Source organism: Gabonibacter massiliensis (genome assembly GCA_001487125.1).
Classification (GTDB): Bacteria; Bacteroidota; Bacteroidia; order Bacteroidales; family Marinifilaceae; genus Gabonibacter; species Gabonibacter massiliensis.
Window position 1 is genome coordinate 594,894 of record LN913013.1, and the last position, 23,575, is coordinate 618,468.

At 40.4% G+C, this 23,575-nt stretch carries 22 protein-coding genes; 3 read left to right on the forward strand and 19 right to left on the reverse strand.

The genetic code is table 11. From position 1 onward, the window contains the following. Nucleotide 1: 1 nt before the first annotated feature. Nucleotides 2–1,264: an outer membrane beta-barrel protein gene (locus BN3283_RS06795; protein WP_059026154.1), complete on the reverse strand. Its 1,263-nt coding sequence runs from the start codon at nucleotides 1,262–1,264 to the stop codon at nucleotides 2–4. Then, entirely contained in the window at nucleotides 1,254–1,787 is a 534-nt protein-coding gene (locus tag BN3283_RS06800) for an RNA polymerase sigma factor (protein ID WP_041503651.1), read from the reverse strand. Before BN3283_RS06800 ends, BN3283_RS06795 begins: the two co-directional genes overlap by 11 nt. Before the next feature lie 191 nt (nucleotides 1,788–1,978). Here BN3283_RS06800 and BN3283_RS06805 point away from each other — a divergent pair, with 191 nt between their 5' ends. After that, nucleotides 1,979–2,671 carry a hypothetical protein gene (locus tag BN3283_RS06805; protein ID WP_059026155.1) on the forward strand — a complete coding sequence of 231 codons (693 nt, stop codon included), beginning with the start codon at nucleotides 1,979–1,981 and terminating at the stop codon, nucleotides 2,669–2,671. Nucleotides 2,672–2,779: 108 nt separating this feature from the next. On the opposite strand, the gene BN3283_RS06810 is transcribed toward BN3283_RS06805, so the two are convergent. After that, nucleotides 2,780–4,564, reverse strand: coding sequence for an aminopeptidase P family protein (locus BN3283_RS06810; protein ID WP_059026156.1), 1,785 nt, complete (start codon nucleotides 4,562–4,564; stop codon nucleotides 2,780–2,782). 629 nt (nucleotides 4,565–5,193) lie between these two features. Between BN3283_RS06810 and BN3283_RS06815 the strand changes: the two genes are divergently transcribed. Further along, nucleotides 5,194–5,607: a helix-turn-helix domain-containing protein gene (locus BN3283_RS06815; protein ID WP_059026157.1), complete on the forward strand. Its 414-nt coding sequence runs from the start codon at nucleotides 5,194–5,196 to the stop codon at nucleotides 5,605–5,607. A gap of 38 nt (nucleotides 5,608–5,645) precedes the next feature. On the opposite strand, the gene BN3283_RS06820 is transcribed toward BN3283_RS06815, so the two are convergent. From BN3283_RS06820 to BN3283_RS06880, 13 genes are all read right to left on the reverse strand, one after another. After that, a complete protein-coding gene (locus tag BN3283_RS06820; RefSeq protein ID WP_059026158.1) occupies nucleotides 5,646–6,551 on the reverse strand; it encodes a dihydroorotate dehydrogenase in 906 nt (301 codons plus the stop codon). After that, on the reverse strand, nucleotides 6,539–7,300 hold the full coding sequence (locus BN3283_RS06825) for a dihydroorotate dehydrogenase electron transfer subunit (RefSeq protein WP_059026159.1): 762 nt from the start codon (nucleotides 7,298–7,300) through the stop codon (nucleotides 6,539–6,541). The genes BN3283_RS06820 and BN3283_RS06825 overlap by 13 nt, the downstream gene beginning before the upstream one ends. Nucleotides 7,301–7,319: 19 nt before the next feature. Continuing rightward, the gene (gene uvrA / locus BN3283_RS06830; protein ID WP_059026160.1) at nucleotides 7,320–10,082 is read right to left on the reverse strand and encodes an excinuclease ABC subunit UvrA; all 2,763 of its coding nucleotides are present in this window, start codon (nucleotides 10,080–10,082) and stop codon (nucleotides 7,320–7,322) included. A gap of 157 nt (nucleotides 10,083–10,239) precedes the next feature. Beyond that, complete coding sequence (gene rplI, locus BN3283_RS06835) at nucleotides 10,240–10,680, reverse strand: 50S ribosomal protein L9 (RefSeq protein ID WP_041503645.1); 441 nt, start codon at nucleotides 10,678–10,680, stop codon at nucleotides 10,240–10,242. 21 nt (nucleotides 10,681–10,701) lie between these two features. Further along, complete coding sequence (gene rpsR / locus BN3283_RS06840) at nucleotides 10,702–10,971, reverse strand: 30S ribosomal protein S18 (protein ID WP_041503644.1); 270 nt, start codon at nucleotides 10,969–10,971, stop codon at nucleotides 10,702–10,704. Between the two features lie 3 nt (nucleotides 10,972–10,974). Continuing rightward, entirely contained in the window at nucleotides 10,975–11,322 is a 348-nt protein-coding gene (gene rpsF / locus BN3283_RS06845) for a 30S ribosomal protein S6 (RefSeq protein ID WP_200889858.1), read from the reverse strand. A 153-nt stretch (nucleotides 11,323–11,475) separates the two neighbouring features. Beyond that, nucleotides 11,476–12,504 (reverse strand): endolytic transglycosylase MltG, encoded by a 1,029-nt coding sequence (gene mltG, locus BN3283_RS06850; RefSeq protein ID WP_059026161.1) that lies wholly within the window; start codon nucleotides 12,502–12,504, stop codon nucleotides 11,476–11,478. 6 nt (nucleotides 12,505–12,510) lie between these two features. Further along, nucleotides 12,511–13,557 carry a nucleoid-associated protein gene (locus BN3283_RS06855; RefSeq protein ID WP_041503641.1) on the reverse strand — a complete coding sequence of 349 codons (1,047 nt, stop codon included), beginning with the start codon at nucleotides 13,555–13,557 and terminating at the stop codon, nucleotides 12,511–12,513. Nucleotides 13,558–13,561: 4 nt separating this feature from the next. Beyond that, complete coding sequence (locus BN3283_RS06860) at nucleotides 13,562–15,157, reverse strand: DUF3078 domain-containing protein (protein WP_286137573.1); 1,596 nt, start codon at nucleotides 15,155–15,157, stop codon at nucleotides 13,562–13,564. Between the two features lie 10 nt (nucleotides 15,158–15,167). Further along, nucleotides 15,168–15,977, reverse strand: a complete 810-nt coding sequence (locus tag BN3283_RS06865) for an SDR family oxidoreductase (RefSeq protein ID WP_041503640.1) — start codon at nucleotides 15,975–15,977, stop codon at nucleotides 15,168–15,170. Nucleotides 15,978–16,208: 231 nt separating this feature from the next. Continuing rightward, nucleotides 16,209–17,453, reverse strand: coding sequence for a tetratricopeptide repeat protein (locus BN3283_RS06870; RefSeq protein ID WP_059026162.1), 1,245 nt, complete (start codon nucleotides 17,451–17,453; stop codon nucleotides 16,209–16,211). A 58-nt stretch (nucleotides 17,454–17,511) separates the two neighbouring features. Next, nucleotides 17,512–20,013, reverse strand: a complete 2,502-nt coding sequence (gyrA, locus tag BN3283_RS06875) for a DNA gyrase subunit A (protein WP_059026163.1) — start codon at nucleotides 20,011–20,013, stop codon at nucleotides 17,512–17,514. A 152-nt stretch (nucleotides 20,014–20,165) separates the two neighbouring features. Next, nucleotides 20,166–20,927 carry an MBL fold metallo-hydrolase gene (locus tag BN3283_RS06880; RefSeq protein WP_041503637.1) on the reverse strand — a complete coding sequence of 254 codons (762 nt, stop codon included), beginning with the start codon at nucleotides 20,925–20,927 and terminating at the stop codon, nucleotides 20,166–20,168. Between the two features lie 119 nt (nucleotides 20,928–21,046). On the opposite strand from BN3283_RS06880, the gene BN3283_RS06885 reads away from it, so the two are divergent. Then, a complete protein-coding gene (locus BN3283_RS06885; protein ID WP_059026164.1) occupies nucleotides 21,047–21,778 on the forward strand; it encodes an SAM-dependent methyltransferase in 732 nt (243 codons plus the stop codon). 44 nt (nucleotides 21,779–21,822) lie between these two features. Here BN3283_RS06885 and BN3283_RS06890 read toward each other — a convergent pair whose 3' ends face one another. The 3 genes from BN3283_RS06890 to BN3283_RS06900 all read right to left on the reverse strand — a co-directional run bounded on the left by BN3283_RS06890 (nucleotide 21,823) and on the right by BN3283_RS06900 (nucleotide 23,534). Continuing rightward, nucleotides 21,823–22,404 carry a dienelactone hydrolase family protein gene (locus tag BN3283_RS06890; RefSeq protein ID WP_041503635.1) on the reverse strand — a complete coding sequence of 194 codons (582 nt, stop codon included), beginning with the start codon at nucleotides 22,402–22,404 and terminating at the stop codon, nucleotides 21,823–21,825. A 131-nt stretch (nucleotides 22,405–22,535) separates the two neighbouring features. After that, nucleotides 22,536–23,087 (reverse strand): NADH peroxidase, encoded by a 552-nt coding sequence (locus tag BN3283_RS06895; RefSeq protein ID WP_041503634.1) that lies wholly within the window; start codon nucleotides 23,085–23,087, stop codon nucleotides 22,536–22,538. Between the two features lie 21 nt (nucleotides 23,088–23,108). Continuing rightward, nucleotides 23,109–23,534, reverse strand: coding sequence for a Fur family transcriptional regulator (locus BN3283_RS06900; protein WP_059026165.1), 426 nt, complete (start codon nucleotides 23,532–23,534; stop codon nucleotides 23,109–23,111). Between the last annotated feature and the right edge of the window lie 41 nt (nucleotides 23,535–23,575).

Genomic DNA, 23,575 nt, shown 5'->3' on the forward strand with positions numbered 1-23,575 from the left:
TCTAAAAAGATATTCCGAAACCGGTGGAAAAAGTAAAAGTATAAGGATTGTACCGGATATCCGGATCTTTACTTAAAGATTGTAAGTAATACCTGAAGCCGGGTTCTATTTTAAAATGAATCGATTTACCAATCGGATATTCAACGCCCAAACCGACATGAGTACTCATGTTAACACGGCGAATATTATCCGTTTCTCCCATCTTTTCTTTTACACCCTCATAGCGTAAATAGGTCATGTTACGTACCAAAAAACTTGCTCCAAATCCTCCCAAGATACTGAATTTTAGTTTGTTGTTATTCAGATAATAGCGGAGGGAAAGAGGAACTTCTATCGCGTCGAACTCCTGCTCAATGCTTCCCGTTGTTTCGCTATTGCTTCTCAATAACTGGGAATTGGAAACGAATACGGCCGCGTTAGACCGACTTTTTACGTTTCCAAGCGGGGTAAGTACCCGTGTTTGGTTGTTGTAGCTGCTCATCATGGCATTTGTCTGGGGAACGAAAACCTTAGAATCGCTCGTTTTTTGGCCGATACGGGTGTATCCGATACCCGTTTCGATAGAGATCCGGCTTCCCGGCGATACGGCAAAAGTAATCCCCCCGTTCATATTGAAGATGCCGCTTAACTGATCGTCCGTGTAGCTAACAAGTCGGCTCTGTTTGTTTTCCATGTGGTAGCTACCCGAAGAGTATCCCGGAGAAACATAACCGCCGAGGGTATACTTCAGGTTCATTTTCTTCTTTTTCACCACCGGCTGTTCATGAATTAATTTGAGATATCGGCGTTGATTTTCCAACGCTTCTTTATTTATTAAAGGGATAAAATCCTCGCGAATAGCCGTCTTTTCCAACTCGGCTACCGGGTGCGATACCGGCAACAGACCGGAATCGAAAAATTGAACCGTCATCGGATCGACCTTGACGAATTCCGGTGTTCCGGATTCTTCGATTTTTCGGCGGGCAGCCGGAGGAATGTTCGGGACTGGCGAGTGATATGCCAAGAGATAGGGGGCCGGTGGCTTTAAAGACTGAGTTTTTACCAACGGAGGATAAGATGTCTTTTTCTTTTCTTGTTGAAGCATAAAAAGCGAGGAGAGAAGCAAGACTATTGCTGCCGCCGCTCCACTATATATAAATAACTGCCTAAACCTGTTTTGTTTGCCACCCAGGCGAGAATTTATGCCGGTCCACACCCTTGCCGGGGGATCGACCGTAACCTCTTCCAGGGCTGTCTTAAATAGTTTTTCTAAATTATTGTCCATAACTTAGGTATGTATTAATTTTTTTCTTTAAAATCTCTTTTGCTCTCGCTAAATTCGATTTTGAAGTTCCGTCCGAAATGCCGAGCATGGAAGCAATCTCTTTATGAGATAACTCTTCCATTACGTACAAGTTAAATACCAACCGGTATTTTTCCGGCAATTGACTTACAAAACCAAACAACACTTCCGAAGGAATGTTCAAACCCGCATCGACATCTTCCATTTCGATCTCGGGAATCTCTTCCACGGGTTGTACGGGATTATTTTTACGGTACTTTTCGAGAGCGATATTGATAAAAATACGTTTCATCCATCCCTCGAAAGAACCTTTGCCCGAATATTGACCTATACACTCCAAAGTTTTAATAAAACCGTCCTGTAAGTTATCTTCCGCCTCTTCGCGCGTTTTGGAATACTGAATGCAAACTGCAAACATCTTGGAGGAGAACATGCGGTAAAGTTGTTCTCCGGCTTGTCGATTGCCTTTTTTGCATTTCTCTATTATTTTGTCCAAAGTATACATCGATAACTAACGCTAAGATGCTGTAATTTGCTAAAGGTTGCGTTGATTTGGCGAAAAAATAAAAAAACTTCACGATCAGAGAAAAAGCACTCCTTTTTTTTGCATCGTATTGTTTTTTTGCGAATATTCGCACCATGAAACACAGAATTAGTGTGCTATTTAATTATTTTAAACAATAAAAACAACTAAAAATGAGAACTATTTTAAGATTAAAGCAATTTATCTTTGTATTATTGAGTGTCACCTTATTGAACTCTTGCCTAAAGAGCGATGATCCTGATTTTGCGATTACCTACGCGAGTTGCGTAGTGCTTCAAAAAAATATAATCGACGGGGATCAGGTCGAGAAAAGATTCCTCCCTCATATCCAAATTATAGCCAACGAGGCGATGGAATCTTATACCTGTCAGGGACCCGAGGGGATTCTCAGCATGGAGTCGATGCCCGATTCATATGGCCAGGGAGCTCAAAGTAAAATATTGAACAGTCAATTTTCCACTACTTTCCCCAAAGGGAATTACAGGGTTTCCGTAAAGAATGCTAAGCAAGAGATAGCCGGATGGTCCGTCGATATCAAAGATACCGAGAAAGTATTGGGGACGATCGAAGCAACGATATCATATGAAAACGGAAGAGTTAAAGCCAAATGGAACAAGGTGGAAAACGCTAGTTTTTATCTTGTCGGAATCGGAACGAAAGGAGAACCGTACTCTTTGATTAACGGTAAAAAATTTACGGACAGTCCCGAAAGCGGAGTGGATTTCGCTATTAGCGATATCAGCGCAGGTTTTACCAAAGGCGAATATCAATTGGTAGTGCGTGCCGTTCAGTCGGAGGCAGGTATCGTGTTGGATAGCGAAAGCGTTATAATTACTTTGGACTAATCATCAGCGTAGTATAATCGCTCGAAACAGAAAAATGGAGTTCATAAAATGAACTCCATTTTTCTGTTTCTATATTCGCCCCGGTCGAAGATTTTGATGTTGAGATTTTCAGCTCTTCAGAGGATTGGTTTTATCCCGTAACCATTTTGCCTCCTCCGCTGACAAATAGGGAGACGTCTCCCGGTACACCCGCTCGTTATAAAGATTTAGCCACTCTGTTTCGTCCTGTTCCAAAAGTTCAGGTAAAATGGCCGAAGTGTCGAAATAACAAAGCGTTATCGTTTCAAACTTATAAAATTCTCCGAATTCGTTAATCGTATCCGTCCGGCAAACGATCAAATTTTCGTGGCGAATACCGTGAAGACCTTCCCTGTATAATCCCGGTTCGTTAGAGGTCACCATTCCCGGAAGTATCTCCTGGTCCTTTAAGTCTGGACGAATGGATTGCGGCCCCTCGTGCACGTTTAAGAAATAACCGACACCATGTCCTGTTCCATGACCGAAGTTTCTGTGATTCATATATAAAGGCAACCTTGCAACTATATCGATATTGCACCCTCTGGAGCCTTTGGGAAATATCAATCTGCTTAAATTGATCATACCTTTAAGGACCAGGGTATAGTCCTCTTTTTCCAAATGCGTTAATTCCCCTACGGGCATAGTGCGTGTAATGTCGGTTGTACCGTGCAGGTATTGCGCACCGGAATCAACCAAATACAAACCTTTGGCTTGAATCTCGGATTGATGTTCTTTCGTGGCGGAATAATGGGGTAACGCAGCATTCTTTCCATAAGCGGAAATACATTCGAAACTGTCGGAAACGTATTCGGAATCCGCACTCCGGAATTTTTGTAACACCGCGGCAGCTTCCAGTTCGGCAACGGAGCGGGTGGCTAATGTATTTTCGAGCCAATAGAAAAATTTTGTCAAGGCAACGGCATCTTTGCGGCACGCCAAACGAAATCCAGCTAATTCCGTTTCGTTTTTCACTGTTTTCAGCAAAGGTATGGGAGAAACGATCTCCTTCACCTTGAATTTCTGACAAATCCGATGATACACGGCGTAATTACAAGTAGTCGTGTCCAAAATAAAATCGGCAGGGGACTTCAATTCATCCAAGTAAAGAAAAAGATGATGATAATCGTGTATCTCTACGCCGTCCGCACACAGTCGGCTACCGGTTTCCGGGGTGATTTTATCCTGTTTTACAAATAAATGGGCTTTCTCTTTATCGATTAAGGCATAAGCGATGGCAACCGGATTATAAGAGATATCGTTACAACGGATATTGTAAAGCCAGGCTATTTCGTCCAAAGCAGAGAATAGAATATGGTTGCCGTTATTACTAATAATAAACTCTCTTATTTTCTTAATTTTGTTTCTGACCGTTTCTCCGGCATATCGATCGGGTAATACGGTTATGGCTCCTTGAGGAAAAGCCGGACGATCCAGCCATATCTCACCCAAAAGATCCGTTTTTTCACAAACGGCTATGTTTTTAAGGGCCAAAGTATCTTTTAAGGCGCGAACATCGTTGACAGACATACAAAAACCGTCTATGCCGACGTTCTCACCCTGTTGCAAATGTTCGCACAACCATTGGGGATAATCAACGGCTCCGGGAATACGTAGTTTATGTAGTTCTATCTCTGTTTCGCTCAATTCCTGTTCTGCTTGAATAAAATAACGGGTATCCGTCCACAAGCCCACATGCTCCCTGGTAACAACGACCGTACCGAAAGACCCTGTAAAACCGGAAATCCATTTCCGGTGTTGCCAGGGAGCGGGTAAATATTCACTATTATGAGGATCCGTTCCGGAAATAACGTAAGCGGCTATATTTTCCCGATCCATAATTCTTCTGAGTTCTGCTATTTTTTCCGCGATTGTCATGATTAACGTGTTTAATTTTTTTCAAATGTAAAAGAATTTCACGAAGATAACAAGGCGTTAATTATTTACACTTGTCACAATATTTAAGTCAAAGAATAAATTCACATTTGTAAACAACACGTTGCGTTCGGACAAGGTTTCTTCCGGTAAAGAAAAGGTTTACGAATGTAAAGAGATAAGAGACAAAAAGTATTTAACACTTTGATACAATTATATTTTTACTTCTAATTATCAATGATTTATATAAATAAATTCATCCTTTACTTTAGATTAAAAGAGTATCTGAAGATGATTTTTACATGAAAACACGCAAAATTGAGATGTTTTTAATACTTAAACATCTAATTACCAGTAATATATTAGTGTTTATATCATGTTTTTATTTATAATATCAATAGAGGTATCTTTATTTTAATACACTAATAAACAATGCATTATTTTATCATAATAGAAAAAAGGAGGGGGATCATATTTAACTACTTGGTACTTAAGTAAGATACTATTTTCACTTTCGATATACCTCTCTTTCTATTTACATATGTAAATAGAAAGAATTACAAATGTAATTTGCTTTTTCCCCTTCGAATCATTACATTTGTAATGCATAATATTTACAAAATGATAATCAAATGCAGGATCGGTTGAATCAATTATTTGCACAAAAAGAGCTCACTGCTACGAAATTTGCGGCGATGATCGGCGTGAGCGCTTCTACCATTTCTCATATATTAGCCGGGAGAAACAAACCCGGTTTTGATATCATCAACAGCATAGCGGAGGTATTTCCGGATATTAGTCTTACCTGGTTAATAACAGGAAAAGGTCCCATGTATACCGGAAGTGTTCCGGAACAGCCCATGAAGAAGCCGATAGAAGAACCAATGTTGTTCAAGGAGGAGGAGATCCTTAAAACCAAGCAGGTTGAAAAAGAACTTCCAGAATGGAGCACCTCTTTCCGGGTATCGTCCGAGAAAAGCAAAAACTTAAAGCGTATTCTGCTCTTTTTCGATGACGGAAGTTTTGAAGATTACAATAAAGAATAAGAGACCGGGAGAAAATGAATTTTCTCCCGGTCTCTCTTTTAAATCAAACCAATGATATCTTTAACGGATTTAAAACCGTTCTGATCCAAATATTCATTGATACCCCGTATCACTTTTAGCGTAATAGCCGGATCTATAAAGTTGGCCGTACCGATTTGGATTGCCGATGCTCCAGCCAATAAAAATTCGATGGCATCGTTAGCAGAAGTTATTCCTCCTAAACCTACAACCGGTATTTTTACGACCTTGGCAACCTGCCATACCATTCGAAGAGCTACCGGTTTTACACAGGGGCCGCTTAACCCTCCGGTTATCGTACTCAGAACAGGTTTTCGACTTTTTGTATCAATAGCCATTCCCATTAACGTGTTGATCAGGGAGACGGAATCAGCCCCAGCCTCTTCGGCGGTAAGGGCGATCTCCTGAATATTGGTCACATTGGGAGATAATTTCACCATCAGGTGTTTTTTGTATGCCTTTCTAACTTCTTTTATCACTTCTCGGGCAGAAGCACAACTGGTTCCGAAAGCCATACCGCCTTCTTTCACGTTAGGGCAAGAAATATTAAGTTCAATGGCCGGTATATTTTCCAGTTCATTGATTTTTTCCGCCGTCATCACGTAATCGGCCACGGTAGATCCGGAAACATTTACCAAAATATTACTTTTTATCGCTTGTATCTCCGGATAAATGTGTTCGATAAAATAATCCACACCCTTATTTTGAAGGCCTACCGCGTTTAACATTCCGGAAGGCGTTTCGGCCATACGGGGATAGGGATTTCCTTCCCGGTGTTTTAAGGTGGTACCTTTCACGATAAAACCGCCCAATGCGCTTAAGTCGATGAAATCCTGAAACTCTATCCCGTATCCGAATGTCCCGGAAGCAGTCAAAACCGGATTTTTCAGCTGTAACCCGTTGATATTGATACTTAAATCTGCCATGTTAAATCTTTTATATTAAAAATAGGACCTTCCGTGCATACACATTTATGGCCTGTCGTCGTTTCCGTTACGCAACAGAGACAAGCGCCGATCCCGCATGCCATCGTGTTCTCGAGTGATACCTGACAATCAATATTATTCTTGTTAGCATAAGATGCAACTGCTTTCATCATCACTTCCGGTCCGCAACAGAAGATATGGTCGAAATGCTCTTTCAATATCGAATGTTGCGTGGGGTATCCCTTTTCTCCGTAGGAACCGTCTTCAGTTGTGTAGTATACTTTTGCATATTTTTCAAACTCTTCTCGGCGTAAAATCTCTTTTCGCGTGCGGGTTCCGATCAAAAGAACGGGATCCATTCCCCCGGATCGCATGACACGCGAAAGGTGGAGCATGGGTGCCACCCCACAACCACCTCCGATTAGCAAACATTTGCCATCCTGTGGTATTTTAAAGCTGTTTCCTAAAGGAAGGATAATATTCAACTTTTCTCCCGGTTTAAGTTCTCCCAAGGTTGCCGTTCCGCATCCCACTACTTTAATATAGAGATAGAGAAGGCCTTTCTCTCCATCCACATCATGAACCGATATAGGACGTCTCAACAAGGTGGAAGGGGATTTGTCCACTCTCACGTTTACGAATTGTCCCGGTAGAATGGGGGGTAATTCATCGGAATGAAGTACCAGCAGAACGGTATCCTGATTTAATAGCTGATTTTCTTTTACTGTAAAATCAATAATTTTCTTCATATCTGTATGTTTCAAACGCTTATTGGTACATCTCTAATTTTTCTTTTAAATATTTTCCCGTGTAGGAATTCTGGCATTTGGACAACTCTTCGGGAGTTCCCTCGAAAACCAAATAACCTCCCTCGTTACCTCCTTCGGGTCCTAAATCTATGATGTAATCGGCACATTTGATTACGTCCATATTGTGTTCTATGATTAAAACGGTGTGTCCTCGGTCAATCAAAGCATTTAAGGATTCCATCAATTTGTGGATATCGTGAAAATGTAAACCTGTCGTAGGTTCATCGAACACGAATAGGGTAGGGTCCGCGTTTTCCTGGCTTAAATGGTAAGCAAGTTTTACGCGCTGACTCTCTCCTCCGCTCAACGTACTGGAGGCTTGCCCCAGTTTTATATATCCCAGCCCCACGTCTACCAGTTTTTGCAATTTGCTAACAATGCTCCGTTCACTGTGACTACTACCGGTACCGAAAAACTCGACCGCCTGATTGACCGTCATCTCCAGGATATCGTATATATTTTTATCCTTGTATTTTACTTCCAGTATCTCCTCTCTGAAACGACGTCCTTTACAATGTTCACACTCCAGGTATACATCGGCCATGAATTGCATCTCCACTTTTATAATACCTTCCCCCTGACACTCTTCACACCTTCCACCCGGGACATTGAAAGAGAAAAAAGCCGGTTTGAAACCATTCGTCTTGGATAGTTTTTCTTCCGCGAAAATTTTTCGTATATCGTCCCAGGCTTTAATGTAAGTTACCGGATTCGAGCGGGAAGATTTGCCGATAGGGTTCTGGTCAATAAATTCGACACCGAAAATCCGGTCTAAGTCACCGGAAAGACGATTGAAACTTCCGGTTCTATCCGAATAATCCCCGTAGTATTTTTTCAAAGCGGGAACCAGAATCGTTCTGATCAGGGTACTTTTTCCAGAACCGCTTACACCGGTTACCGCTGTCATGATGCCGAGAGGTATCCTTACGTCTATGTTTTTTAAGTTGTTTTCGGTCGCTCCTTTCAGTTCGATCCGATAGGGAGAAGTCCGACGATGATCCGGTACGGGAATGTATTTTTTGCCGGACAGATAATCTGCCGTCAGCGTATCTGCTTCCCGTATCTTATCTAAAGTTCCCTGGTATACGATTTCTCCTCCCAGTCTGCCTGCCAAGGGACCCACGTCGATAATCTCATCCGCCGCCAACATAATATCTTCGTCGTGTTCAACGACAACCACGGTATTACCCAAATCTCTTAATCTTTTCAGAACCTGAATCAGACGATCCGTGTCTCTGGAATGTAATCCGATACTGGGTTCATCCAATATGTACAAAGAACCCACTAAAGCCGACCCGAGAGAAGTGGCCAAATTGATACGTTGCGATTCTCCTCCGGAGAGGGAAGAAGAGAGACGATTCAAGGTCAAATATCCCAAGCCCACGTCCAACAGAAATTCAATTCGATTATGAATATCCGGAAGAACCCGATCGGCTATTTGTTGATCCGGCTCTGAAAGAGACAGTCGTTCAAAAAAATACTTCAGCTCCGAGATCGGCATATCGACCAAATCGGTGATGGCTTTATGTCCTACTTGCACGTAAGAAGCCTCTTTCTTCAAACGTGTTCCATGACAGACCGGGCATTTGGTCTTTCCGGTATAACGTGCAATCATCACCCGGTTCTGAATCTTGTATTTTTTGGATTCCAAATGTTCAAAAAAAGCATAAATTCCCATCGGACTGTTCCAAAGAAGCTCTTTTTCCGCTTTAGTCAATTCATAATAAGGCTTATGTACGGGAAAATTCGTATGATGAGCCTGACGAATGAAATAGTGCTTCCATTCGCTCATCTTCTCTCCGCGCCAACACATGACGGCATCGTCATACAGGCTCAATGATTTATTGGGGACAACGAGATCCTCGTCTATACCTAAAATTTTACCGTATCCCTCGCATTTGTTGCATGCCCCGATCGGGGAGTTAAAACTAAACATATTGACGGAGGGAATTTCAAAGGTTATACTGTCAGCCTCAAATCTGTTGGAAAAAGAACGAATCTCTCCGTCCAATTCGATGTAGCATACTCCTTGTCCTTCATATAAAGCCGTTTCAACGGAATCGTTAATCCGGGAGATGGTATCCTTCTCTTCATGCACGGTAACCCGATCGATAACCAAAAACAGGGGTACATCCGTTTTAACCTCTTCATTGCTCTCTAAAAAATCGGATATACGCGTAAATTCATGACCATACTTGATACGGCTAAACCCTTGATTCATCAAAAGTCCCAAACTCTCTTTCGTCACCGAAACAGGCTTGGCCATAATGACGACGCTCTTATCCGCGTGCCCCTGAATAATATAATCACAAATATCGTCTACGCTATGCCGTTTTACCTCTTCACCGGAAACGGGAGAGATGGTTTTACCGATACGGGCATACAACAACTTGATGTAGTCGTATAATTCGGTAGAGGTACCTACCGTTGAACGCGGATTGGAAGTATTTACCTTCTGTTCTATCGCCACTGCCGGGGGAATCCCCTTTATATAATCGCATTCCGGTTTATTCAGACGTCCCAAGAATTGACGGGCATAAGCGGATAGGCTCTCCACGTAACGACGTTGTCCTTCCGCGTACAGAGTATCAAAAGCCAAAGATGACTTACCGCTTCCTGATACACCGGTAATCACGATCAGCCGATTCAGTTTGATCTTCAGGTCGATGTTCTTCAGATTATGAACCCGTATACCCTTCAACTCAATATATTGTTCGCTCATAAAATCTATCCTCCAATTCTTGCAAAGATAAGATTTTCACTTCATTTTCTATTTACATGAATGTGAAATGTACATAAAAAAAAGCACCTTTACGGGTGCTTTTCGTTTGGAATATGTTTGGAAATACGTTTAAGTCTTGTTTATGACTTGTTTTTAATTATTCTGAAACTACTTCGAATTCTACATCGACTTTCACTTCCCTGTGAAGTTTGATGATTGCGCTGTAAGTTCCAATCTCTTTCACATCTTTCAGCATGATCTTCTTTCTGTCGATATCGAATCCTTTCTCTTTCAGACATTCAGAAATCATGATGCTGTTAACGGAACCGAAAATCTTACCGGTAGAACTGGTTTTAGCTCCGACAGTAAGTTTTACTTCAGCCAATTTTGCTGCAAGTTCCTCAGCTTCAGCTCTCAATTTTGCTTCTTTGTGAGCTCTTTGTTTCAAATTCTCAGCAACTACTTTTTTTGCTGACTCTGTTGCTAAAATAGCATAACCTTGGGGAATAAGGTAGTTACGACCGTAACCTTGTTTAACATTTACAATGTCATCCTTATGACCTAAGTTCGCTATGTCTGTCAATAGTATAATCTCCATTTGTGTCCTCCTTCCTTAAAATTATTTCATCAAGTCGGTTAAGTAGGGCAACAAAGCAAGGTGTCTTGCTCTTTTCACGGCGGTTGCTACTTTCTTCTGGAATTTCACAGAAGTTCCGGTAATTCTTCTGGGAAGAATTTTCCCTTGCTCGTTCAAGAATTTCTTCAAAAATTCAGGATCTTTGTAATCGATGAATTTGATTCTTGCTTTTTTGAACCGACAGTACTTTTTCTTTTTGACTTCAACCGTAGGAGGGGTCAAATATCTAATTTCGCTTTCGTTCTGTGCCATGGCTTATTTCTCCTCTTGTTTTACTTGATTTTTAGCTCTTCTTTTTAACGCATACTCGTAAGCATACTTGTCTAATCTAAAGGTCAGAAAACGGATCACTTTCTCATCGCGTCTGTAAGCGGTCTCTAATTTGTCCACTAAAGTACCTTCAGCCTCGAATTGAAGCAAGTGATAAAAACCTGTAGTTTTCTTTTGGATAGGATAAGCCAGCTTGCGCAGTCCCCAAGCCTCTTCATGCTCGATATTACCTCCATTCTGGGTAATAACGTTTTTGAATTTTTCTACCGCTTCCTTTACCTGTATTTCAGATAAAACGGGAGTTGTGATGAAAACGGTTTCGTAATGATTCAACATAACTGTTTGTTTATTAATAAATTAAATAATGAAAATTATTTTATCGCCCGCAAAGTTACTACTTTACTCCGAATTTGCAAAGAAAGTAAGTATTTAATTTTGAGTTTTTTGCCATTTGTTTTATCCTCTCTGCTTGGACATCGTTCTTAATTATCTCCAAATTTTCCTTCTATCCAATTCCCGGTGGTATTCCCGCGCATGAGCGTTATGCTGTCGCAATGTTCTGGAGAAATAATGGTAACCGGAAAAGTCGCTTTTGGCACAAAAATAGAGGTAATCATGTTTCTGATAATTCAACACGCCATCAATAACCTGAATAGAGGCCATTCGGATAGGACCGGGGGGTAGGCCGGCATACTTGTAAGTATTATAGGGAGAATCTATTTCCAAATAGCGATCCAAAATCCGGGTAATCGTAAAATCTCCCAACACGAATTTAAGGGTCGGGCAAGCATCCAGCTTGATGCCCTTTTTCAACCGGTTCAGGTAAACCCCGGCGATGACGGGATACTCTTCCTTTTTTACGGTCTCTTCTTCAATAATCGAGGCCAATATGGTCACTTCAAGTGGAGAAAGTCCTATCTCTTCCGCTTTTTTCTGACGCTGTTTATTCCAAAAACGCTGGTACTCCTTATACATTCTATTCAAAAAGTCAGTAGTTGAAATATTCCAATATATCTCGTAAGTATTGGGAATAAACATACCGATCACGGTTGCCGGGGAAAAACCGTATCGGATAGTCGTATCAGGATTACGAAGCCGAGAGAGTAATTCATCGGACGATACGGCCAATTGAAGAGATACCGTTCCGGCAAATTCTTCTAACGTACGTATATTATTAAATGTCAGTTGTACCGGAGATTGATTTCCCGAACGTAACATATTGATCAATTCGTTATTGTTCATACCTTCTCTGATCCGGTAACGTCCGGATTTTGCTTTTGCTTTTTTCAACCGGGCAACCTGCAGCAGGGTAGAGGGATGTTTGACATATCCCCGGCTTCGCAAGGTGTCCAGCACCTCCGTTATCGAACCGGAGCTTCGAACATAAATGATTCCGTCGTCTTTTACCGTAATATTCGGATAAAATACATAGTAATATCCGATTCCTGCTCCCATTAATCCCGCAAGACACAAGGCCGCAAAGAGTATGATAATTCTTTTCGTTGCTTTAATCATGGAGGTTCAATTTTCTTCCCGGAAAAATAATTTATAATAATTCATATCTTTGGCCGAATCGTATCCTTTCTCGATGTATTTTTTTTGGCCGTGAATGTAAACATGAAAATTCTTATCCAATTTTAAAACGTGTTTAAAATAACGTTTTTCATCTTTTACGGCGCTATCCGACACGTCGAAAGAGTCCTTCAAGGCTATTTCATTTTTCTCCTCGTAGAAATTTTTAAAATCTTCAAACGCGCGAATGACTTGCGGATCCATGACAATCTCTTCTTTAAATCGATCTTCATCAAAAGTGTCTGCTTTTTTGAAATAATCGATGGATCTATTCAACATATCGATCTGATCGGCTTTAGGAATATCGTTTTCCTGATTATAAACCTCTTGTACGAAATCTTTACATAACTTCAAGTAATTGGAAGTCTGAAAATAGTCATCCTCCTGCTGTTCCAGTCCCAAAAAATCAGTTGTCCAATATACCGCTTCCGTATGATTAGTTTTATCCAAAACAGTAACCCGATAGCCGCTCTCCTCGTTCATGTTAAATATCAGACAAGCCTTATCTAACTTTTTAATGTTAATACCGGACTCACTGGTCAGTTGATAACTATTTTGATTAACAATGATTTTCAAAAAAGTATCTTTATTTTCCGATTTAAAAATACCGATCGCATCGCAAGTTCCGTCTTCCAATAAACAGTTTTTAAAATGCACCAAATAGAGTTCTCCGGATTTGATATTCGGATGGTTGGATTGTTCGAACAAATGCCGGGCGATGTCGATGGATGCCTTATAGAAAGAGGCAGGGTCCTCGAACACGGAACGTATCGCCGCGTACACGGGATTGCGGGAAAGTTCTCCCTCGTAAGCGGAAAAACGATAAAAGGCATCTCTTTTAAAAGGAGTCAGAAAATAAGTTTTCAGCAGATTATGAACTTCCTGTTCGTCCGGAACAAAATTAGATTCGGAAAACCGGATGTCTCCTTCTTCATACTTATTTCCTATATCGTGAATAACGATATTACCAATTTCACAATTTTCAAAATTCATCATAAGATTAAAATCTAAAATATATACCGAGATTCAGCGTCTCTTTGAACTGTATTTTTTTCGAATAATTTTGATCGTATATGGCATTCATATAAACGGATGTCTTCATAAAATAATTTATTTTGAAATCGAGACTCAAACGCCAATCAACGGTTATGTATTCCGGTTTCTCATAATAACTGGAAAAAATAATCAACCGGTTATCTATTTTCAAAAACTTAAAAAATTCATGCTCATTCCTTAATTCCACTTTGGCTCCGGCATCACTCCTGTACCTTTTTCCCTTTTCGACACCGTAACGTGTCGGATCAACTCTGGCCGTATCCCGAACATAGATCCATTGTCCGGCAATAGGCGAGAGGTAAAGAGAGATATTGTTTTTAGGTTTATAATCAAGACCTAAGGAGATGGTGAAGTAACCCGGAGAGAGAAAATTAGCGATAATTTGGTCGTTTTTAGGATAATTGTGAGTCCTGAACAGTACCGTATTCATATCGAACTGAGCCGCGTAATTCCAGTGTTTAAAAGCTTTTACTCCTAATTTGGATAATACTTCAAATTTATCTTCGTTTTTACTTAATTCTTCCTTTCCGCTCTTTAGCGCCCCTAATCTATACCGGAATGCATTCTCCCAGGATAAACTGTTCTTCTTGTAATTTAAAAAATACTTCAAATCGGAAAGAATAGAAAGTGAATTTTCACCCCCAGAAGCCCAACTGTCACTAAAATATCCTTGTCCGAATGCGAAACTGATATCCCAGTAATACCGCCAGTAGTTTCTTTTTATCGGAAGTGGTGTCAGGGGTTTTAATTTTAAATAGGCCGAGTCCTGTATCTTCAAGCTGATATCTTTTGAAATTTTATCGGATTGACTGTACTTCTGATACATGTTTTCATCCACAAAAAACTTCACCCGATTTCCACGGGAAGAGACTCTTAACCAGGATCCCACGGAATCTCCCGCGACGCTTTTGGTCGAAAAATAGTAGTAATAGGTTTTTCCTCTATTCAACCAAACCTGATTGGGTTTATCCGAAGCGTTCAGTATGATTAGTGGAATGGAATCCCTGCTTTTTTCACGCATCCATTGATAATTCTCATCTTTTTCCATAAAAGTTAGAAGAGATTGCAAATCTTGATTCAAAAGTATATCGTAACGTGCCGAATCCATAGGATTTCTCTTACGGTATTCCAGGCTATCTTTTTTGATTCGTTCCCGTATTTGTTGAATGGCTTTTTCTTTTTCCTCAATGGTTTCGAAATAGGCCCGAAGATAATTTATCATGTATTTTATATGTTCATTTTCAGCGTATCCCCTCAACGTATTTATGGCTTGTTTCAACTCGTAATATTTTGATCTGTCTCGGGTAAGTTTTTCCAACGCGTAACGAACGGCGGGATTTTCTATATGTTCATTTTTTAATTGTGCCGATCGATAAACCAGATCGGGAATACGGGTAAAACGGAGTGAGTCCGTCCGACTGATTTTTAAAACAGTTATCGGAATGGGATAAGATTTCATGATTTTCAGTATTCCCTTTTCCTGAGCGAAAAGAGAAAAAGAGAGGAAATTCAGTATAAAAACAAATACATAAAATCTCATCGATTCACAATTATTTAAAAGGAGAATCAGGTTCCTTGGCCATATGATTATAAGCCAGTTTATCCAACAAGCTGGGCCACCATTTACTTAAGAATACGGATATTTTTCCCTCCACTAATGTCATAATAATTTCCCGTTTCCGTTTTCTTATTCCTTTCACGATGATTGCAGCACACTCCTCTGCAGACATCATCTTACTTTCTTCCCGGGGACTTTCTCCTTGCTGGTTTCCATCTGCAACCAGTGCGGTTTTACGAATATTGGAAGCCGTAAAGCCGGGAGCTGCAACCAATACATGCAACCCTTTTTTCAAATTTTCTACCCTCAAGGTGTTCAAAAAACCTCTTACGGCGAATTTACTTGCAGCATACCCGGTTCTCCCCGGTAAACCTACAAAACCGGCCACAGAGATAATTCCGACCAAACTGCCCTTGGAATGAAGTAAATAGGGGATAGCATATCTTGAACAATAGACAGTTCCCCAAAAATTAACATCCATAACGCGCCGAATGACATCCACATCCAACTCGTCAAATAATGCCCTCATGGAAATCCCGGCATTATTGATTAAAATATCAATTTTCCCGAATTTCTGGACGGTTTGCTCGATCAAATGTTTACAATCGTCTTCACGGGTCACATCCGTTTGAACCGCAAGAACCTCAATACCTTTATCGTTCAGCTCTTTTTCCATTTGCTGAAGTTCCGCCAAATTGCGGGCTGCCATTACGATTTTACTCCCGAATTTTGCAAATTCATATACTAACGCCTTACCGATTCCGGAAGAAGCTCCGGTAATGATTACCACTTTATTTCGCATGAGATAATTTTATTCATTACTTTGACTCACAAAAATAAGAATAAAAAGTGGATTTGAAAAACAGATCGTTTATCGATAAAAATGAAAAATTGCCTCGTGGGAATTGCTTGTATAATTTGTCCTATAATTTATATTATGTTAAGTAGGATATATAAAAAGAATTAAAATACCTTCTACCGCAATAAAAAAGACGAGACTTTTTGAATCTCGTCTTTTAGAAGAACCGGACTTTTATAAACTTTCCAGCATCTCTTTTGTTTTTTCATATTTCTTCATGTAGTCCGTATTGGGTTTTTCCCTCAACCGGTAATATAACTCTTTCAACGTGGTCAACGTGTTTTTCTCTCCCGGTTCCAATTCCAAGGCTCTTTCAAAATAAGGAATAACCGACTCGTATTCTTTCAATATCTGTTCATAAGCCACTTTATACTTAGCGTCATCCAGTTCGTCTATTTTGTTATGTTTTTCGATAACTTTGTTCAACTGAATATTTCCCAAGTTGTACTGGGCTCTGAAATCATCCGGATTTAATTCCAACGTTTTAAGATACATCGCTTCGGCTTTATCCGTTTGCTTCAAAATCTCGTACATATCACCTTTAGCACGATAGAGCTCCGAATTGTCGGGTGTTTGTTCAATAGCCGCATCTAAGAATTGTTCTGCTTTTTCCGGGGTATCTCCTTGCAGGTAATAGTTGATCAACTGAATCAGCAAATAAGATTCATTCGGGAACAATTCGTGTCCTTTCAGCAGATACTGAACAGCTTCTTCCTGGTAATTTTTTCCTAAAACGCTATCCCCTGCATCATTTGCATTCTTACTTTGAGTAAACAGGATGCTGATAATCATCGGATATACTTTTGAGGCGTCATAGTTCAATTCCAGTGATTTTTTATAAAAATCCAACGCCTGTTCCAAGTCTCCTGCCCGTTGGGCCGTAATACCTGCATTGTAAATAATAGCCGTATCAACTCTCTGGCTTCCGTATTCCGAGGCATTGATTTCCAACACGCGTTTAAAATTATCTAAAGCGAGGGCAAAATCTTTTTTTGCGGCTTCAGGATTTGCTTTATTATCATTATCCACTCCTTTATTATAATTTTCGACACCATAATTTTGAAAATCAGCAACCAGGTTGGCATATTGATTGATCAAATCTTTTTTAAATTTTCCCTTATCATCCAGTTTAATGACTTGTTGAAAAGCTTCCCACGCGATATTCAGAGGGTCTTTTACCAACTTCAAATAATCCGGATTTTGAGACTCGTAAATGGCTTGGTAAATCTGTCCTTTTACAAAATAGGCTTTGGGCCAGCTGACACAATTCTCGTGAACGATAGCTTCATCTATTAATTCTTTGGCTTTGTCTAACTTTCCTTGCGTGAAAAAGCTAACCGCAGAAGTAACTTTCCCCTTTTGTGCAAATGTGAAATTCGCACAAAGTAGAAGTGCAATGATAAAAGATAGTTTTCTCATACGTTATAAAATTTGTTTTACATTTAGATGTTTTTTCAAATCGTCAGTTATTTTCGTTTTACTCTGTTCCGTCTTCGATATTATCCCCCTGCTTCTCTCCTTCCACCTCTTCTTCTTTAGCGGAAGAGACCTTGGCAACTGCGGCAATAGCATCATCGTTTCTTAAATTAATCAATTTCACACCCTGCGTATTCCTTCCCATTACCCTTAATGTCGATATATCAAGACGTATTGTCAGGCCTGATCTATTGATAATCATTAGATTGTCATCATCTGTTACATCGATTAAAGAAATCAGGTTACCAGTTTTCTCCGTTAGATTAATGGTCTTCACACCTTTTCCTCCCCTATTGGTAATACGATAATCTTCAATATCGGAGCGTTTTCCGTATCCGTTTTCCGAAACGACCAAAATATCTGCTTTTCCCGGTTCAACGCATATCATACCTATAACCTCATCGTCTTCACTACCCAGCGTTATACCTCTGACACCTGAAGCCGTTCTTCCCATCGGACGAACCTTATTTTCAGGGAAACGAATGGCTTTACCCGATTTGACGGCTATCATGATATCGTTTTCTCCGTTTGTCAATTTGGCATCCAAAAGTTGGTCCCCCTCTTTTATCGTAATTGCATTTACACCATTCGCACGAGGACGCGAATAGGCTTCTAAGGTCGTTTTCTTCACGATACCTTGCTTGGAACATAAAACGATATAGTTGCTGTTTATATAATCCGTATCTTTCAGATCCAAAATGTTAATATAAGCTTTAACTTTATCGTCCGGTTCAATATTTAACAGATTCTGTATGGCTCTACCTTTGGATTGTTTCGTACCTTCCGGAATTTCCCATACTTTCAACCAGAAACATTTTCCTTTTTCGGTGAAGAACAGCATCGTATTATGCATGGTTGCCGTAATCATGTGTTCCAGGAAGTCTTCATCGCGAGTTGCGGATCCTTTTGATCCTACTCCTCCCCGATTTTGAACCTTGTATTCACTTAAAGGAGTACGTTTGATATATCCCATATGCGAGATGGTGATCACCATCTCTTCGTCGGCATAAAAGTCTTCGGGGTTGAATTCTTCAGATGCGTATACGATATCCGTTCGCCGCTCGTCTCCGTATTGCGCCTTTATCTGCAATAACTCATCTTTAATGATTTGCATCCTCAGTTCCACGCTTTCCAAAATAGCTTTCAGATGCTCGATCAATTTCATGATCTCTCCGTATTCCGTCCTTAGTTTATCCTGTTCCAGGCCTGTTAACTGACGTAACCTCATTTCGACAATAGCTCTGGCCTGAACCTCGCTTAGAGAGAAACGTTCTATCAATCCGTTTTTAGCTTCATCGGGGGTTTTCGAGGCACGAATAATACGAATGACTTCGTCGATGTGATCGGAAGCAATAATCAGACCTTCCAGGATATGGGCACGATCCTCCGCTTGTTTCAATTCAAAACGGGTACGACGGGTAACGACATCATGACGGTGATCCACGAATAACCGAATCAAATCCTTCAAATTCAGCAACCGGGGTCTTCCACCGACCAACGCGATGTTGTTGACCCCGAAAGAGGTCTGCAATGCCGTGTGTTTCAACAATGTATTTAAAACGACATTGGCAATCGCATCTTTTTTCAGATCGATAACGATCCGCATTCCATTACGATCCGATTCATCATTGATGTTTGAAATTCCGTCTATCTTTTTTTCATTCACCAAGTCTGCAATCTTAACGATCAACTCGGCTTTATTAACCATATAAGGAATTTCATGCACAATGATCTTCTCTCTTCCGTGAGGTGTCGTTTCTACGGAAGTTTTAGAACGGACGATAACCCGTCCTCTTCCCGTGTGATATGCCTCTTTTACTCCACTATATCCGTAAATCGTACCTCCTGTCGGAAAATCAGGAGCTTTGATGATCCGGATCAGATCATCGATCTCAATATCATTATTGTCAATGTACGCGCATATGGCATCGATGGTATCTCTAAGATTGTGAGGCGGCATATTGGTCGCCATCCCGACGGCGATACCGGATGCGCCGTTTACTAATAAAATAGGAATCCTGGTCGGTAATACACTCGGTTCTTTTAAGGATTCGTCAAAATTAGGTATCATATCGACCGTATCCTTCTCCAAATCTGCCAAAGTCTCTTCGGCAACCTTCATCAGACGTGCTTCAGTATAACGCATAGCAGCCGGACTATCCCCGTCGACCGATCCGAAATTACCCTGCCCTTCTACCAATCTGTATCGTAGAGACCACTCCTGAGCCATACGTACCATTGCCATGTACACGGAACTATCTCCATGAGGATGATATTTTCCCAATACTTCTCCAACTATTCTGGCTGATTTCTTGAATGGTTTACCAGAGGTCACCCCCAATTCACTCATTCCATACAACACCCTTCTGTGCACCGGCTTCAAGCCGTCCCGAACATCTGGTAATGCGCGGGATACAATCACCGACATTGAATAATCAATGTACGAAGATTTCATCTCCTCCTCGATGTTGATTTTAATAATTTTTTCTCCGATGTTTTCCATTTAATATGATCTAATTACTCTATTAACAAATTGGCAATAAGGTTATTATGTATAAAATAACCCTTTCTGTCCCAAAATTTCACAAATGTAATAAAAACGACCGATTAATTGAAATTTTATCCTCTTTTTTATTAACATTTGCGAGACGAGATTCAAATTTCAAATGTCAGCATATCATGGGCTAACCGTACGTTCGAAGGTAATTCTGCAGAGACTTGGGTACTCAATCCCATCTGATGCCCGATATGTGTGATATAAGCTTGTTTAACTTGTAATTCCCGAATAACCTCCAAAGCCTGATCCAATGAAAAATGAGATATATGAGGCTCTTTCCTTAGTGCATTGATAATCAAATACTCCACTCCTTTCAGTTTTTTCTTGTTCTCTTCAGATATGAAATTTGCATCCGTAACATACGCAAAATTACCGATCCTGAAAGCAGTAACGGGCAATTTGTAATGCATGACCGTGAGCGGGATAATTTTTATATCGTCCACATAAAAAGGACGATTATCGATGACATGCATGCTCATATCGGGGACACCCGGATACTTAACGGGCATGAAAGCGTAATCGTAATCCTTATGGACGGCATCACAGGTTCGTTGATCGCAATAGATATCAACATATCCTCCTTTTATCCAATTAAAAGCTCTTACATCATCCAGTCCCCCGGTATGATCTTTGTGTTCATGTGTCAAAAGAATGGCCCTCACGTCCTTTACGTGTGCCCTTAACATTTGGTACCTGAAATCAGGACCGGCATCGATCAACAATTTTTTCCCTTCTATTTCAATCAGAGCAGAACTTCTCAATCGTTTATCGCGGGTATCACTGGATCGACACACTTCACATTCGCATCCGATAACGGGTATACCTTGCGAAGTCCCACTTCCTAAAATCGTTATTTTCATCGGTTAAACATTTAATATCATAAAAGAATCTCCGGAAATCTCCCCCGTCCGCCTCTTTTAATACGGACAAAATTAATAAGATAAAAATAATCCTATATATTTGCAGCAAACATTTTATCATGGGAAAATTATATTTACTCCCCAATTTACTTGGAGATACGGAAGTTCGGCAGGTACTTCCAGAACACGTGACCGACATTTTAAAAAACCTAAGGGTATTCGCAACGGAAAACGTCAAAAACACCAGACGTTTTTTAAAAAAAATAGATAAAAATATTTGCATCGACGAATTGATTTTTTTGGATCTGAACGAGCACTCGACACGGGAAGAGATCGAATCTTATCTTCCTTATTTGGCCGTGCAGGATGTAGGTATTATTTCAGAAGCCGGATGTCCGGGTATTGCCGATCCGGGTGCGGAGCTCGTGGCATTAGCTCATCAACACCAGTTTCAAGTCGTCCCGTTGGTCGGTCCTTCGTCCATCCTTTTAGCTTTAATGGCATCGGGCTGCAACGGACAAAATTTTTCATTTAACGGTTATCTGCCGGTAAACAGACAAGACCGGGCCAAAGCGTTGAAAATATTCGAGAAGCAATCCTTACAAGAAAACAGGACTCAAATATTTATTGAAACACCTTACCGGAATCTGACGTTATTGGAAGATATGTTATCCGTTCTCTCTCCGACAACGAAACTGACCATTGCCTGTGATTTAACAACGGCGAACGAGTACGTCAAAACACGATCGGTAAAAGAGTGGAAAAATGAAAAACCCGATATACATAAACGACCGACCATATTCATCGTGTACGCGGGAATGAATGAATGTAAAAAAGGCTGTCGATCGTAAAATCGGGACAGCCTCCTATAAGATAAAGTCTCTTTTTCAAATATTTAGTGAGTATTGAACCACCGGTAAACATTCTTTACCGTTTTATCTAACACTAAAGGATCTTCATAGTATTGTACACGAGAAACCGAATCTTCCCAAATGGCCATTTTGTCTTCCGCCTTAATGGTCGCGTATATCTCCCGTGCCGATTCCAAACTTTCGTTTTCTCCGCCATGGATAATGATCGTAGGTGTTTTCAGTTGAGAAGCTTCTTTCTTCTTGTAACAACCGGATACTAGAGCAATAGCTCTCAACCGTTGCTCTTCTTCGCTACGATTAATGACCTCGTTCGTTCCGTGACAAATACCGACCGCATACATTTTGTCTGCATCTACCTCTTCTTTGAAGCTCAGGTAATCAATGGCGGCTTTAATGTTTTCGGTCTCTTCCAAGCATAAGGTAACATAACCGTAATTAGCCAGTCTCGTGGCATATCGCATAGAAATTTTATCATCTTTTGAGTTCTGCGGCCCTAACACGATCACGGCCGGCTTTTTTCCTGCCTCTTCAGGATTGCATAACCATCCTTTTATTGTATTTTCATTAGATAAAATCACGTCTTCACATGTATAACTTCTCATCATCTTCTTTGTTTTAATATTATTACCTGATTCGTTTACGGAAAACAAAAGCAAAGGTTACACTTTTATCGAAAAAAATGAAGAAAGGACCTCCTTAACCGGGAAGTCCTTCATAAAAAAAGAGTTATATCTAATTATTTTTTAAAATAACGATTATAAAGCCCTTCAAAACCTTTACCGTGGCGAGCCTCGTCCTTGCACATTTCGTGAACGGTATCGTGAATCGCGTCTAAATCCAACTTTTTAGCTAACGTGGCAATACGTTTTTTGTCTTCACATGCTCCGGCTTCAGCTTCCATGCGTTTTCTCAAGTTTGTCTCGGTATCCCACACGCATTCTCCTAACAATTCTGCAAATTTCGAAGCATGTTCTGCTTCTTCCCAGGCATAGCGTTTGAAGGCTTCGGCTATTTCCGGATATCCCTCGCGGTCAGCCTGACGGCTCATGGCCAAGTACATTCCGACCTCCGTACATTCGCCGTTGAAGTGAGCTCTTAATCCTTCAAGCACTTCAGCATCAACTCCTTTTGCCACTCCAATCCGGTGCTCGTCGACAAAGGTCAATGCACCTTCGGTTTCAACCAACTCCTTGAATTTACTTTTCGGTTGCTTACATTGAGGACAAAATTCAGGAGCTTCATCTCCTTCATGAACATAACCACATACGGTACAAATAAATTTTTTCATAACGCTCATTTTAATAAATTACTACTTATCTTTTCTCTCTATACAATTTTTACAAAATCCTTTATAATACAGATGAATTTCCGTGACGACAAACCCCTCCTCCCCCTTAAAAGAAAACTTTTCCATATCTTCGACGGAAAGGTCGTGTACTTTCCCACATCCCGTACACATGAAATGGGCGTGAGGTATGGTATGGATATCGAACCGAATATTTTTCTCGTCAATAACTATCGGAGTAACGGCTTTTTGCCCGACAAATAATTTCAACGTATTATATACCGTCGTTTTGGATAAAGTCGGGTATTCCGGAGATAACGCATCATAAATCTCCTCTACGGTAGGATGTATTCTATGGGAAATCATATAATCCATTATGGCGATCCTCTGCACCGAAGGCTTTATATGATATTTACCTAAATACGCCTGAATCTCCTGTATTTTATTCATTATTTATTTGTAACAATTACATTTTTTAAACTTGTACAAAA

What these genes read in the sequence shown, in the direction of transcription:
- BN3283_RS06795 (WP_059026154.1), bottom strand. Translation starts at nt 1,264, where the DNA reads ATGGACAATAATTTAGAAAAACTATTTAAGACAGCCCTGGAAGAGGTT.
- BN3283_RS06800 (WP_041503651.1), bottom strand. Translation starts at nt 1,787, where the DNA reads ATGTATACTTTGGACAAAATAATAGAGAAATGCAAAAAAGGCAATCGA.
- BN3283_RS06805 (WP_059026155.1), top strand. Translation starts at nt 1,979, where the DNA reads ATGAGAACTATTTTAAGATTAAAGCAATTTATCTTTGTATTATTGAGT.
- BN3283_RS06810 (WP_059026156.1), bottom strand. Translation starts at nt 4,564, where the DNA reads ATGACAATCGCGGAAAAAATAGCAGAACTCAGAAGAATTATGGATCGG.
- BN3283_RS06815 (WP_059026157.1), top strand. Translation starts at nt 5,194, where the DNA reads ATGCAGGATCGGTTGAATCAATTATTTGCACAAAAAGAGCTCACTGCT.
- BN3283_RS06820 (WP_059026158.1), bottom strand. Translation starts at nt 6,551, where the DNA reads ATGGCAGATTTAAGTATCAATATCAACGGGTTACAGCTGAAAAATCCG.
- BN3283_RS06825 (WP_059026159.1), bottom strand. Translation starts at nt 7,300, where the DNA reads ATGAAGAAAATTATTGATTTTACAGTAAAAGAAAATCAGCTATTAAAT.
- uvrA (WP_059026160.1), bottom strand. Translation starts at nt 10,082, where the DNA reads ATGAGCGAACAATATATTGAGTTGAAGGGTATACGGGTTCATAATCTG.
- rplI (WP_041503645.1), bottom strand. Translation starts at nt 10,680, where the DNA reads ATGGAGATTATACTATTGACAGACATAGCGAACTTAGGTCATAAGGAT.
- rpsR (WP_041503644.1), bottom strand. Translation starts at nt 10,971, where the DNA reads ATGGCACAGAACGAAAGCGAAATTAGATATTTGACCCCTCCTACGGTT.
- mltG (WP_059026161.1), bottom strand. Translation starts at nt 12,504, where the DNA reads ATGATTAAAGCAACGAAAAGAATTATCATACTCTTTGCGGCCTTGTGT.
- BN3283_RS06855 (WP_041503641.1), bottom strand. Translation starts at nt 13,557, where the DNA reads ATGATGAATTTTGAAAATTGTGAAATTGGTAATATCGTTATTCACGAT.
- BN3283_RS06860 (WP_286137573.1), bottom strand. Translation starts at nt 15,157, where the DNA reads ATGAGATTTTATGTATTTGTTTTTATACTGAATTTCCTCTCTTTTTCT.
- BN3283_RS06865 (WP_041503640.1), bottom strand. Translation starts at nt 15,977, where the DNA reads ATGCGAAATAAAGTGGTAATCATTACCGGAGCTTCTTCCGGAATCGGT.
- BN3283_RS06870 (WP_059026162.1), bottom strand. Translation starts at nt 17,453, where the DNA reads ATGAGAAAACTATCTTTTATCATTGCACTTCTACTTTGTGCGAATTTC.
- gyrA (WP_059026163.1), bottom strand. Translation starts at nt 20,013, where the DNA reads ATGGAAAACATCGGAGAAAAAATTATTAAAATCAACATCGAGGAGGAG.
- BN3283_RS06880 (WP_041503637.1), bottom strand. Translation starts at nt 20,927, where the DNA reads ATGAAAATAACGATTTTAGGAAGTGGGACTTCGCAAGGTATACCCGTT.
- BN3283_RS06885 (WP_059026164.1), top strand. Translation starts at nt 21,047, where the DNA reads ATGGGAAAATTATATTTACTCCCCAATTTACTTGGAGATACGGAAGTT.
- BN3283_RS06890 (WP_041503635.1), bottom strand. Translation starts at nt 22,404, where the DNA reads ATGATGAGAAGTTATACATGTGAAGACGTGATTTTATCTAATGAAAAT.
- BN3283_RS06895 (WP_041503634.1), bottom strand. Translation starts at nt 23,087, where the DNA reads ATGAAAAAATTTATTTGTACCGTATGTGGTTATGTTCATGAAGGAGAT.
- BN3283_RS06900 (WP_059026165.1), bottom strand. Translation starts at nt 23,534, where the DNA reads ATGAATAAAATACAGGAGATTCAGGCGTATTTAGGTAAATATCATATA.